Here is a 12266-nt window from a genome sequence, read left to right as displayed (position 1 = left end):
CCGGTGGGTTACGCTTCGCTAACCCACCCTACGATGAGTGTTCACTCGAATGCCGAATGGAATAAGTCAGGCAACGCCGGACAGGGGCCGTCCGCTCGCCTTTCACGATCGCTCGGCTTCACGCGGGATCGCCTGCACCTGAAACTCGCCGCCGCTGCTCCACACATTGAACAGCGCATCGAATCCTTCCTCCCAGGAGGGCGGCTGCCAGCGCCGAAATGCCGCGCGGACGGCTTTTTCCGGAACCCTGCGACGAGTATTGCGCAAAGCATTTCGGACCAAGGCTTCATCGAGTTCGACCCGGAAGGCATAGCCGATCACGCGAAACCCGGCCCGCTTGGCGGATGGGATGTAACGCGCGCGCTCTTCTCGAGTCAGATTGGTATTTTCCACCACATAAGGCTGCCTCGCTTGAAGACAGGCGTCGATCAGCAGCTTTTCCCGGTGTCGGGTACGCAGCATGTCGAGGTTGATCCGTATGTGAGTATCGACGAAGCATGCCTTGAAAAAGGTCGACTTCCCGGCTGCCTGAATTCCTGTGAACACTATGGTTTCCATAAAACGCCAGACTGACTCTCGGCATGAATGTCAGAGTGCTGCGGTCAAGCAACGGCGTTCATCGAAACCCATACACGTCGGAAACGGCGCGCTCGAAAGCCGAGTCGACAGCCTTACTGTATTCGACATTTGAGCTTCCGCATGCTGTCTACGGCAGCGGTCCAGATGACGGCAGAGTGATCGGACCGACCTCGTCGGGCGCCAGGATTTTCAAGCCCTCGTATTCCTCGGGGCTGAGCTTGCCATCGCTGTTCTGGTCCAAGGTCGTCAGATATACCGGTAAACCGGGCACAGCCTTGGATTCATCGGCGGAAATGTATCCGTCCCTGTTTTTATCGATCTCGGAGAAGGCGGGAGGCGATGTCGATTCTGCCGCTTGCACCAAGGCACTCGAGCCGATCGTCATCACCAGCACCCGGAAAATCGGGATCGGTTTAGTTTTCATTGGGCCTCCTTACCCTATCCAGACAGGATAAATCACCGAATCCAAGCCCATATGTGTTCAGAGTTGGCGCACGAACCGGAACAGGGTGACTTTTATCGATGTTATGCATGCGCAGCTGGCGACACATCTTCGAATCCGGTAACACCGAAACGCGCCGAGCGCGGCGGTGTTACCGTTCGGAGCCGGCTAACCCGCCTTCAGCCAGGAGCTGCACCAGCCGTTAATGTTCACGAGTTTGCCGCCGAAGATGCTGCAAGGGCGCCATTCCCCTTCGCCGGCCTGGAGAAACTTGCAGTTGTGGCAGAATTGCTGCTCGCCGGGTACGCCTTCTCTCGGGGGACGGGTAGCCTTGGTTGCATCCTCCACATAACGGAGCGATTTGGCCATCGGATCGTCCGGCGACAGCTTGGGGGCGCCCGCAGGAGACGGCTCCTGCGCTTGTCCCCGCCGTAGAAATCCGCTCAGCGAAACAGTCATCACCGTAGCGACCACTGTCTTGAGGGCTTGACGTCGGCCTGGATGAAACCTTGAATCTGACATGGCACTCTCCTTGAACCAGGTTGTACGGATGCTTATCGAAACTCGCCCTAGCGAGTTATTAACCCGGCCTATAAATATAGGCCGGGTTAATCCGGGGCAGGGATGCCCCGGCGCGGCGACAAGCCGCGTGAGCCCCGGCCGGGCGTGTACCGGCCTGGGCGGCGGCCCGAAATACCAGGAGGGAATTTACGGGCCTGATTAATAATGGAGGATCGAACTTCAAGTCAACTTCCGGGTGAACAATGCCCTTGCGGAAAGTCGCCGTCAAGCGATAGAGCGAACGGCAATAAACAATTAGACGGTCTCGGCATTTCGTAGTTTGGTGCGGCGGGCTATCCGCTTCGCAACCGGCGCAATACGCTTTAAGCCAAATGGAGAGACATTTGGTCTAGAGCGTTTTCCGAGTCGGTAAGGGATTCGGATATGTAGGTCGGCAATCCCTTGCCAATCGCAAACGGCATCTCTGGGAGCGCCAGAGCTGCCCTTCCAATCGCAAACGGTCGCTTTAGTCGCGACCCTTCCAATCGCAAACGGCCGTCCTGGGAGCGCCAGGACGCCCCTTCCGACAAAGCCCTTCGCCGAGCCGATACGTCGGCAAAGGATTGCCGACCTACGAATGCTTGAATCCATTCACCCGAGCCGAAGGCGCCAACGACTTCCGCCAAGCCTGTTTTGCCGTACGAGCGAGATGAAAACGCTCTAAGTACATTCCGCAAATATTTGCGGAATCTCGACAGATTGGCGGGGTTGTCCTGCAGGTTGCCTATGCCGCAAGACTTCCCTGAATGTACTTAGAGATGGCGTTCGCAACGTAGCCCGCGTGCGGGGCGGCTCCCCGCTCTAAAACAAGCACCGTGCTCAGCGGCTCATTGGTTGAGTTTTGGGACAAACAACCCGCTAAACGGAAATGAAAAATGCACTACTCGGTCTTCGAGGGCTTTCGAGCGTTTTGAGGCTCCGTGCCCTCTCTGTGGTCGAAGGTCCGCGCATAGGCTTTCAGCATCGCTTCGCTGAATAGACGGAAAGCCTCCACTTTGTCGCTCGTTTTGTTTTCGCCCCAGGGTTTTTCCTCCGCCTCTTTGCCGAAACTGGCGGTATAGGCGTCCAGCAACGCCTTGCTCAGGATGTAAAACGCCATCAATCTTTCTTCCCGTTCTGGCGGAGAGATTTTCTTTTCGGCGGCTGCTTTCTTAAGCGCTCTCTCGACTCTCCTGCCGAAAATCCGGTCAAGACTTTTTTCCGCCGTCACGCTCAGCAGGAGAAAGGCCGCAAAAGCGATGCCGATCCACTGCCAGTCACCCGGCGCAAGCGTTGCCACCTCGAAGAGCTCGTTCGCGGGCGTATAAAGGACTATCGCCTGCAGGGCCAGGCTCGATGCCACGGCGGCGACCAGCCACCGGTTCGAGAGTATCGGCAGGGCGTAACGCGCCCGGATGACCTGGATTCGGACCATCTCGGCCACGACGATGAAAGTGAAGAGTTGAGTCTGCGCCCGTGCCAGGTCGCCGGTGTTCCAAAGGCCGTGGAAAAACAAAGGCAATCCGGTGGCGGCCATGATCAGCCCGATGCCGAGAATCGAGGCGACGATGCGCCGATCGAGCACCGGTTCGCCGGAACCGCGCGGCGGCTGCTTCATGATGCCTTCCGTCTTGGGATCGGTACTCAAGGCCAGCGCAGGAAGCCCGTCGGTGATCAAATTGATCCACAGGAGCATCACCGGCGTGAGGATCAAGGCTTCGCTCTGGCCTTCGAAAAGGCGGGGAAACAGCGCGGCGCCCGCCAATACGCCGAGGAACACGATCAGGATCTCGCCGGCGTTCGCCGACAGCAGAAAATTGACGAACTTGCGGATGTTGTCGAAGATGCCCCGGCCTTCGGCGATGGCATTGCGCAAGGTTACGAAATTGTCGTCCTGCAGCACCATGTCCGAAGCTTCCTTGGCCACGTCGGTTCCGCGCCGGCCCATGGCCACGCCCACGTGAGCATTGCGCAGGGCCGGGGCGTCGTTCACCCCGTCGCCGGTCATGGCCACCCGATGACCGCTCTCCTGGAGCGCCTTCAAGAGCACCACCTTGTGGTGAGGCGAAACGCGGGCGAAGACTTCGGCTCTCTCCGCCACTCGCGCCAGATCTTGCTCGGAGAGGCGATCGAGCTCCGTTCCGGTCATGGCCCCTTCCGGGCTGAAACCGATCTGCGCTCCGATGGCCTTGGCTGTCGCCAGGTTGTCGCCGGTGACCATGATGACCCGGACACCCGCCTTCCGGCAGTCCTGAACGGCCTCCTTCACCTCGGCGCGGGGCGGATCGATCATGGCCTGCAATCCAAGAAACACCATTCCGCTTTCGATCTCGTCCTCGTTTCCCTCCGTATCGCGCACTTCCTTCTGGGCGAAGGCCAAAACGCGGAAGGCGCTGCCGGCGAACTCTTTGTTTTTATCGACGATGGCGTGTCGCGCCGCCTCGTCGAGGGGTTTGGCTTCCCCGTCCGTCCATAGCGAGCTGCACCGATCCAGCACCACCTCGGGAGCGCCCTTCATGTACGCGATCGGCGGTTCTTCCTTGGCGATCACCGTCATCCGCTTGCGCTCGGACGAGAATGGAATTTCGCGGAGGCGTTCCGCCTTGGCTTCGATCCCCGCCTTGGCGGCCGAGACGAGGAGGGCGACTTCCGTGGGATCGCCGGAATAATCCGCGGCGTCCCCCGTCTTTTCCGCATCGTTGACGACGGCCCCGCATTTGAGGAGCGGCTCCAGCGTCTCGGCGGGCACGGATTCGCCGTTCCGACGGAACTCGCCGTCCGGCTTGGTGCCTTCGCCCGTGACCTCGTAGGTTCGGCCGGCGAAATATAGCCTTTTGACCGTCATCTGATTTTCGGTCAGCGTTCCCGTTTTGTCGGTCACGATCACGTCCACGGAGCCGAGGCTTTCCACGACCGACAGCCGACGGACCAGCGCGTTCTGCTTGATCAGCCTCTGGGAGCCAAGCGCCAGGGCGAGGGTCACCACGGCCGGCAGGCCCTCCGGCACGGCGGCCACGGCCAGGGTAACGGCCACCAGGATGATGGTGACGATGCCGGTTTCGGTAGCAAAGTACTGGATCACGGCAACCACCAGAATCAACCCGAGAATGCCGTAGCCGATTTGCTTGCCCAGGCGGTCGACCTCTTCCTGGAACGGCGTTTTGTGCTGCTCGGCGCTCTCGATCTCCGAGGCGATGGCGCCCACTTCCGTGTTCATGCCCGTGGCCACCACCACCGCCTTGCCCCGTCCTCTCACCGCATCGGTGTTCATGAACAGCATGTTGCTGCGTTGGGCCAAAGGCGTGTCTTCATCCACGGGTTCCGCCTCTTTGGGGACCGTCGCGCTCTCCCCGGTCAGCGAAGCTTCCATCGTCTCCAGACTGTGGGATTCGAGCATACGGGCATCCGCCGGAATCCGGTTCCCTTGGTCGATCACGATCACATCGCCCGGCACCAGCTCGGTAGCCGGCACCGTGATCTTTGTTCCGTCCCTGAACACCCGCGCCTGCGGCGTGGAAAGCTCCCGGAGCGATTGCATCGCCTTTTCGGCCCGATAGTCCTGAATGAAACCGAACAGCCCGTTGGCCAGCACGATGACCAGAATGAGAATGGCCTCGGTGTATTCCGGTTCCGCTCCCGGCAAGAAGCCCACGCCGACCGAGAGGATCGCCGCCGCGAGCAGAAGGTAGATGAGAAAATCGTTGAACTGGGCCAGCAAGATCCTGAGCGGAGAGATTTCCCGTCCTTTCCGGATCTCGTTGGGGCCGTGTTCCTCGATGCGCCGCCTCGCCTCGTCGGCGGAAAGGCCTTCGGCCTTGGTCTTCAGTTTTTGAAGAATCCGGTCTGCGGGTTGACTGTGCCAGCTCATGTTTGAGGTCCTTCTCCCATCTTCGACCGCCGAAAAAGCGCCGGGTGCGTAACGATCTGAACGGATCTATCCGGGTATGGACCAAGAGCCTTACCAGAATCGTAGGGTGGGTTAGCGCAGCGTAACCCACCGATCCGAGGCCGCTCGGCGGGTTACGGCCTCGCGGCCTAACCCGCCCTACAAACTGTCGAAGGGCCTACTGGGATAAGCATCCAAGGGATGCCCGTTCGATTGCACCCCTCGCCAGCTGAGAACTTACGCTATACCGCCGGGTCTCCTTTAGTAAGCTTATCGCGGAAAGGAATCGCCATGCGGCTCGGGATCGAGAACACCGTTACCGTGATTACCGGAGCATCGAGCGGCATCGGTCGGGCCACGGCTTTGGCGTTCGCAGCGGCGGGAGGAACCGTGGTGGTGGCCGCCCGCCGTGGAGCGGCCCTCGATGAACTGGCGCAGGAGTGCGAAACCTCCGGCGGAAAGGCTTTGGCCGTGCCGGTCGATGTGACCGACGGACCAGCGGTCGAAGCGCTGGCGCGCCGAACCATCGAAACCTTCGGGCGGTTGGATACCTGGATCAACAACGCGGCGGTGACTCTGTTCGGCCGGTTCGAGGAAACCCCGATTGCGGATTTCCGCCGGGTAATCGACACCAATCTATTGGGCTACGTTCACGGTGCTCGGGCCATCCTGCCGTGGTTCCGGGAGCAGGGGAGGGGCGTTCTCATCAATGTCTCCTCGGGGGTCGGAAAAATCCCCCAGCCTTTCGCCAGCGCTTATGTCATCAGCAAATACGGCATCGTCGCGCTATCCGATTGCCTGCGGCAGGAGCTTTGGGATGTGCCGGGCATTCATGTGGTCACGGTGCTTCCGCCGGCGACCGATACGCCCTTGTTTCAGCAAGGGGGCAATTACATGGGACGCGCGGCCAAGCCCATGTGGCCGATCTATGATCCGGAAAAAGTCGCCCGAGCTATCGTATCCGCCGCGCTCACACCGCGCCGCGAGGTGATCGTGGGCGCCAACATCCGGGCGGCGATCGTCGCCCAGCGCATCGTGCCGGGGCTGTTCGACCGATGGGCGGCTCGGGTGGTCGAAGCGAAGCACTTTCAAGAGCGCGCCATACCGCCGACTTCGGGCAATCTGTTCCAACCCATGCCCGAATACGCCAGGGTGCGCGGCGGCTGGAAAAGACCCCGGCAAAGGCTGCCCGTTTCCTGGATGGCGCTGGCCGGGGTACTGGGCATCGGCATGGGGTTCGGGTTCGCCGGACTCGGAAGAAGATCGTGAGTCCGCCCTGATCCTCGTCATTTGTCTCGCAAGGAGTAAGCCTATGCTGTTTCGAACGGCTATCGATATCGAGAGCACCCTCAGGGGAGTAGTGGAAATCAAGGGCAACGAAGTCGAAGTCGTCGATGCCGACAGGCTCCGGGAAGCGTGCATCGACCGGCTGGTCTACAACGCCATCTTCCATGAATCGGAAGAATTCAGATATTTCCTGCAATGGTTGATTCGGGAAGTAGCCGCCAAGCTGGTGGTTTATCCGACCTCCATCCAGGGGCTGCATGAAGCGGCAGTCCTGGGCGTGGCTCCGGTTTTCACGGCTCCGGTGCTGAGTCTGCATGCGCTGAGCTACGATGTGGCGAGGGCCTGTTTTCGCGCGGCTGGGGAGACCGGCGCAGGCGCTTTCAGTTTCGGCTACACCGATGAAGTCTCCGGTTACGGGTTCCAGTCGCCGGCCGAGTATGCCACCTGCATTCTGGCGGCGGCGATTCGCGAGGGATATCAGCGAGCCGTCTTCCTCCAAAGCGATCATATTCGCATAGGACGCGCCAGTTATCAGGTCAGCCGGGACGATGAGATCGACAGGCTGAAAGAACGGATCGAAGAGGCGATTACGGCCGGATTCTTCAATATCGATCTCGATACCTCGAGCCTGGCGGATTTCTCCCGCCCGAGCTTTCCGGAACAGCATCAGCAAAGCGGCCGGGAATGCGCCGAACTGGTCGCGTTCATCCGCGAGATCGAGCCGGAGGAGCTGTCCGTCGACATCGGTGCCGAAATCAAGGCGATGGGCGATGGAAACCTGACCGCGGATCAGTTTCGCGCCTTCATGGAGAGCTTTTACGTCCAGCTCAATCTTCCGGGCGGTAAGAAGGACCTTTCCAAGGTTGTCGTCCTGGTGGGCGAGGCGGACGTCGATCTCAATTTGGTCCGGGATCTCGGCGAGATCGCTCGCCGGGAGTATGGCCTCAGCCTGGCGGTGCGCAGCGGGATAACGCCCATTCCGGAAACGCTGTTCCCGCAGTTTCCGGGGAATAACGTCAGCGAACTGCATCTCGTCGCGCCGTTCGAGGACCTGATCTTCGACCACGAGGCGTTTCCCGTGGAGTTGAAAAAGGACATCTACCGCTGGATCGATAGCGAATGGCCCGGAGAGCGGCAGCCCGGCATGAGCGACGAAGCGTTTTACCGCGCCACCCGCAAGCGGGCGCTGCTGCCTTTCAAGCAAGCCCTATGGGACTTGCCGCCGGCGCAGCGCGACCGAATCACGGCCGATGTGCAGGGCAAGGCGGTCTCTTATTTCGACACTCTGAAGGCGAGCAATACCACAGGACTCGTCCGCGACACCGTCGATATCGAAAGAGTGGGATTGCCGGCACCGGTTTCCGGGTATAGCCATACGGCGGAGATCACGTTCAAGACCCTGCTGGACCGAATGGGCGGTACCCGGCCGGTCACTGTAGGACCTCGTTAGCGCGGGAGCGGGTTGGCAGAGGGGCATGGACACTGCCGTGTTCTGTCGAGTGATGTATTCGAATCGGCCGCCGATAACATCCGGTCGTATCTCAAAACGATCGTAGGGTGGGTTAGGCGCGCACTGTCACGAACCATGCTGCGACCGCAGGACTTTCCGCGCGCCGTAACCCACCGGTTCCCGCGGCCTTGCCTGGTGGGTTACGGCGCGCGGAAACACCAAAGGAACTTTGCAGGTTCCGTTGATGCGCGCCTAACCCACCCTACGAAAGATGTGCCGCATGAAAACCCGAGCGATCCCGCCGGAACCGAGCCAGTTAAACCCCGGTCCTACTTTTTTTGCGGACTGGTTTTATCGCCATTCGGTCCGACAAAAAACCGGTCTCAAACCGGAGAGAAGCCTTCCAGTAAATGGAACAGGCGGAGACGAACGAAATATACATGGCAAGAATACAGGAGGCACATCATGAACGCGATTCAGGAAATGCTCAAAGCGCATCCGCACCCGGCCGTAATGGGACGTGGAGTGGACATGGGATTATTGTCTCAAACGGCAAGCGAACTGTTCGATTGCGCGCAAGCGTGTACCGCATGCGCTGACGCCTGCGTCGGCGAGGACCAGGTGCAGATTCTCAAGCGATGTATTCGGATGTGCATGGATTGCGCGGACATCTGCGAGGCGACGGGCCGGCTGGTTTCGCGCGAGACCGAATCGGACATGAGGATGATGCGCAGCCAGTTGCAGGCCTGCGCGACGGCCTGCGGAATCTGCGCCGAGGAGTGCGAGCGGCATGCCTCTCGTCACGAACACTGCCGCATTTGCGGTGAGTCGTGTCGCCGTTGCGAGCAAGCCTGCAACAAGCTGGCGGGTGCGATCACGATGTAACCGGCATGGGTTCCGTTAAGAAACGAGCGGTTCGGCGCCGGAAATAGGCCGGACCGTTCGTGAGAAATCTGTGTAGCGGTGCGCTCCGCTCTTGGGAGGCCGGAGCGCACTTCCCATCGAGCTCTTCCGGTATGAAAATGAACACGCATAGCCCAGAACCGGAATCCGCTACCGACTAACCCCGCCCACCGCTTGGCGGCTGGAACGATCCCACGGAGCGCCGCCATGACACACCATACCCATTCCGAGCCGCAAGCCGCTCCCGCTCGCCACGTTCCGGCCGATCGCCGCGAAGGCCATCATGCGGAACATCACGATCATACGGCGATGGTCGAGGACTTCCGCCGCCGCTTTTGGTTTTCGCTGGTTCTGACCGGCCCCATCCTGGCGCTTTCGCCCATGATTCAGGAGTGGCTGGGGCTCGAGGAACGCCTCGCCTTTCCGGGGGACACCTACGTCCTTTTCGGTTTCTCGACGGCCGTCTATCTCTATGGCGGCTGGCCGTTCATCCGCGGATTGTTCGACGAGCTCCGGCAGCTTCAGCCGGGCATGATGACGCTCATCTCGCTGGCCATCAGCGTGGCTTATTTCTATTCGAGCGCCGTGGTGTTCGGCCTCTCGGGCCAGGTGTTCTTCTGGGAGCTGGCGACCCTGATCGACGTCATGCTGCTCGGCCACTGGATCGAGATGAAGTCCGTGATGGGCGCCTCGGGCGCTTTGGATGCCCTGGTGCGGCTGATGCCCACCGAAGCGCATAGGCTGCGGGAAAACGGCGAAGTCGAGGAAGTCCCGGTCACCGAACTTCACCCCGGCGACCGGGTGCTGGTCAAGCCGGGCGAAAAAATCCCGACCGACGGCCTCATCGTCGAAGGCCGCTCGAGCTTGAACGAGTCCATGCTGACCGGCGAATCCAAGCCCGTCACCCGCCGCGAAGGGGACGAGGCCATCGGCGGGGCGGTCAACGGCGAAGGGGCGCTGGTGCTGGAAATCCGGAAGACCGGCGCGGAAACCTATCTGGCGCAGGTCGTCGAAATGGTGCGGCAGGCGCAAGCTTCCCGTTCGCGGGCGCAGGATTTGGCGAACCGCGCGGCCCAATGGCTGACCTATATCGCCCTCTCGGTCGGAACTCTGACCCTGGTCGTCTGGCTTTTGCTGGGCGAACCCTTCGAATTCGCGCTGGAGCGCACTGTCACCGTGATGGTCATTACCTGTCCGCACGCCCTGGGGCTCGCCGTGCCGCTGGTGGTGGCGGTGAGCACGTCGCTGGCCGCCCTGAGCGGTCTTCTCATCCGCAATCGGGCCGCTTTCGAGCGCGCCCGGAACCTGCAGGCCGTCGTGTTCGACAAGACCGGCACCCTCACCGAGGGCCGGTTCGGCGTGTCCGACGCGGTGCCGCTGGCGGATATCGACGAGGCGGAGCTGCTGCGGCTGGCTGCCTCCCTGGAGCAGTCGTCCGAACATCCGATCGCCCTGGGCATCGTCCGGGCGGCCGAGGAGCGCGGCATCCGCCTGGCCAAGGCGGAGGAATTCCGGAACCTGACCGGCCGCGGCGCCGAGGCCCGGATCGAAGGACGGCTGATTAGGGTCGTAAGTCCGGGGTTTGTCGAGGAGCAGGGATTCGGCGTTCGCGACGAGCGATTGAGCGAACTGGCGGGGCAGGGCAAGACGGTGGTCTACGTGACGGACGGCGACCGGGTTCTCGGGGCCATCGCGCTGGCCGACGTGGTCCGTCCGGAATCCTTCGAAGCGATCGCACGGCTCAAGGCCATGAACATCCGCTGCCTCATGCTCACCGGAGACAGCCGGGCGGTTGCGGCGCACGTGGCCGGGCAGCTCGGGCTCGACGACTACTTCGCCGAAGTCCTGCCCCACGAGAAGGCGGCGAAGATCCGCGAGGTAAAGTCGGAGGGCGTGACCGTCGCCATGGTGGGCGACGGGGTCAACGACGCGCCGGCTCTGGTCGAGGCCGATCTCGGCATCGCCATCGGCGCTGGCACCGACGTGGCTATCGAATCGGCCGACATCGTTCTGGTGCACAGCAATCCGCTCGACGTGGCCGCGACGCTCGGCCTGTCCCGCGCCACCTACGGCAAGATGGTCCAGAATCTTTTGTGGGCCACCGGCTACAACGCCGTGGCCATTCCCCTCGCGGCCGGCGTCGCCGCGCCGTTCGGCTGGGTGCTGTCGCCGGCAGTGGGGGCGGCGCTCATGTCCCTCAGCACCGTGATCGTCGCGATCAACGCGAAGCTCTTGGAGCGTTATCGCAGCCGGCTGTAAGCTGTGTCCAGCTTCGAAGAATCGCCAGGACGCCGAGGGTGTTGTCTTTCCGCTTTTCCTGATGAAAGGATTCCGCTGCGTCTTTCGGGAACACCGGGCTGAACGTGTCGCCCGATGCCTCGTACCCGGCATCTGAACCAAAGCTTCGACCCGTGCCGAAAGCGGAAAATGAGGCGGGAGACAAACGCACCCTTATTGCGGCGACAATGGCCAAAACAACAGTCAATCGAGAGAATGCCTCGCCGACTCCCGAGCACGCCTGAGCTTAATCAATTCTATACCGCTCGCCCTTATTTCTTTTTTAACCACCTAAATCCGGAGTCCGGTGTCGTAATTGGAGCGGTGGCTGGTCGCATTATCGGTAAAAGACCGTATTGAACATCTCTCCCGGCGATCTAGTCTTGTGGTATCTTTCCCTGGCTTTTCTTGCTTTCGGCCTGATGTAGTGTTCGGCAAGACTCCCAATGTGGACGGCAACGTATTGACGTATCTTCGTAAACACTCCGCTCCAACCCGCGCTCTGATTCCGTTCTTTCTGATCGCGTGGCTGGCGTTGCCGGCGGCTATTGTCTGCGAGACGGTTTTCAAGCAGTTGCACGACGCTTTCCTGTCAGAGTGCGAGCAGGGGAACTCCAGTCACCCGTCCCATCATGAGCCATCTCTTCCCGACGACTGCAACCTAGGGTTGTGTCTCGACGCCAAGACTTTTGAACACAGCAACCACGGCCTCTTCGATCAGAAGCTGGAGATTTTCTTCGCCTGGGTGGTCTGTTGGCTGGTCCTGCTGATCCCGCCTAGAGAGACCGCTCGTCCGATCTCACCCCCGCCGCGTCTTCAACGAAGGCGGCGCGTCCCTCTCATCTATCAATTCTGCACGCTACTGAATTAGCGGACTTTCCTAGCGACGCTGTGGAAAACTC

9 protein-coding genes are annotated in these 12266 nt (G+C 60.9%); 5 read left to right on the top strand and 4 right to left on the bottom strand.

Annotation, left to right across the window (positions count from 1 at the left end; genetic code table 11):
- Positions 1 to 102: 102 nt before the first annotated feature.
- From ACR2TX_RS20705 to ACR2TX_RS20690, 4 genes are all read right to left on the bottom strand, one after another.
- The gene (locus ACR2TX_RS20705) at positions 103 to 546 is read right to left on the bottom strand and encodes an AAA family ATPase (RefSeq protein WP_434130637.1); all 444 of its coding nucleotides are present in this window, start codon (positions 544 to 546) and stop codon (positions 103 to 105) included.
- A 160-nt stretch (positions 547 to 706) separates the two neighbouring features.
- Entirely contained in the window at positions 707 to 1003 is a 297-nt protein-coding gene (locus tag ACR2TX_RS20700; RefSeq protein WP_077732776.1) for a hypothetical protein, read from the bottom strand.
- 186 nt (positions 1004 to 1189) lie between these two features.
- On the bottom strand, positions 1190 to 1543 hold the full coding sequence (locus ACR2TX_RS20695) for a high-potential iron-sulfur protein (RefSeq protein WP_086134513.1): 354 nt from the start codon (positions 1541 to 1543) through the stop codon (positions 1190 to 1192).
- A 919-nt stretch (positions 1544 to 2462) separates the two neighbouring features.
- Entirely contained in the window at positions 2463 to 5429 is a 2967-nt protein-coding gene (locus ACR2TX_RS20690) for a cation-translocating P-type ATPase (protein WP_434130636.1), read from the bottom strand.
- A gap of 309 nt (positions 5430 to 5738) precedes the next feature.
- On the opposite strand from ACR2TX_RS20690, the gene ACR2TX_RS20685 reads away from it, so the two are divergent.
- The 5 genes from ACR2TX_RS20685 (at position 5739) to ACR2TX_RS20665 (ending at position 12235) form a co-directional block, all read left to right on the top strand.
- Positions 5739 to 6716, top strand: coding sequence for an SDR family oxidoreductase (locus ACR2TX_RS20685; RefSeq protein ID WP_434130635.1), 978 nt, complete (start codon positions 5739 to 5741; stop codon positions 6714 to 6716).
- A 43-nt stretch (positions 6717 to 6759) separates the two neighbouring features.
- Positions 6760 to 8184: a hypothetical protein gene (locus tag ACR2TX_RS20680; RefSeq protein ID WP_086134510.1), complete on the top strand. Its 1425-nt coding sequence runs from the start codon at positions 6760 to 6762 to the stop codon at positions 8182 to 8184.
- Positions 8185 to 8649: 465 nt separating this feature from the next.
- Positions 8650 to 9069 carry a four-helix bundle copper-binding protein gene (locus tag ACR2TX_RS20675; RefSeq protein ID WP_434130634.1) on the top strand — a complete coding sequence of 140 codons (420 nt, stop codon included), beginning with the start codon at positions 8650 to 8652 and terminating at the stop codon, positions 9067 to 9069.
- Between the two features lie 225 nt (positions 9070 to 9294).
- Positions 9295 to 11346, top strand: a complete 2052-nt coding sequence (locus tag ACR2TX_RS20670; protein ID WP_434130633.1) for a copper-translocating P-type ATPase — start codon at positions 9295 to 9297, stop codon at positions 11344 to 11346.
- Between the two features lie 445 nt (positions 11347 to 11791).
- Positions 11792 to 12235 (top strand): hypothetical protein, encoded by a 444-nt coding sequence (locus ACR2TX_RS20665; protein ID WP_143735202.1) that lies wholly within the window; start codon positions 11792 to 11794, stop codon positions 12233 to 12235.
- Positions 12236 to 12266: the final 31 nt, after the last annotated feature.

Source organism: Methylocaldum sp. GT1BB, from assembly GCF_051027545.1.
Classification (GTDB): Bacteria; Pseudomonadota; Gammaproteobacteria; order Methylococcales; family Methylococcaceae; genus Methylocaldum.
The sequence above is the reverse complement of the archived record's forward strand: the minus strand, read 5'-3'. Positions and strand labels throughout refer to the sequence as shown.

Excerpts from the sequence above, each read along its gene's own strand:
- ACR2TX_RS20680 (WP_086134510.1), top strand. The coding sequence starts at position 6,760 with ATGCTGTTTCGAACGGCTATCGATATCGAGAGCACCCTCAGGGGAGTA.
- ACR2TX_RS20690 (WP_434130636.1), bottom strand. The coding sequence starts at position 5,429 with ATGAGCTGGCACAGTCAACCCGCAGACCGGATTCTTCAAAAACTGAAG.
- ACR2TX_RS20700 (WP_077732776.1), bottom strand. The coding sequence starts at position 1,003 with ATGAAAACTAAACCGATCCCGATTTTCCGGGTGCTGGTGATGACGATC.
- ACR2TX_RS20695 (WP_086134513.1), bottom strand. The coding sequence starts at position 1,543 with ATGTCAGATTCAAGGTTTCATCCAGGCCGACGTCAAGCCCTCAAGACA.
- ACR2TX_RS20685 (WP_434130635.1), top strand. The coding sequence starts at position 5,739 with ATGCGGCTCGGGATCGAGAACACCGTTACCGTGATTACCGGAGCATCG.
- ACR2TX_RS20670 (WP_434130633.1), top strand. The coding sequence starts at position 9,295 with ATGACACACCATACCCATTCCGAGCCGCAAGCCGCTCCCGCTCGCCAC.
- ACR2TX_RS20675 (WP_434130634.1), top strand. The coding sequence starts at position 8,650 with ATGAACGCGATTCAGGAAATGCTCAAAGCGCATCCGCACCCGGCCGTA.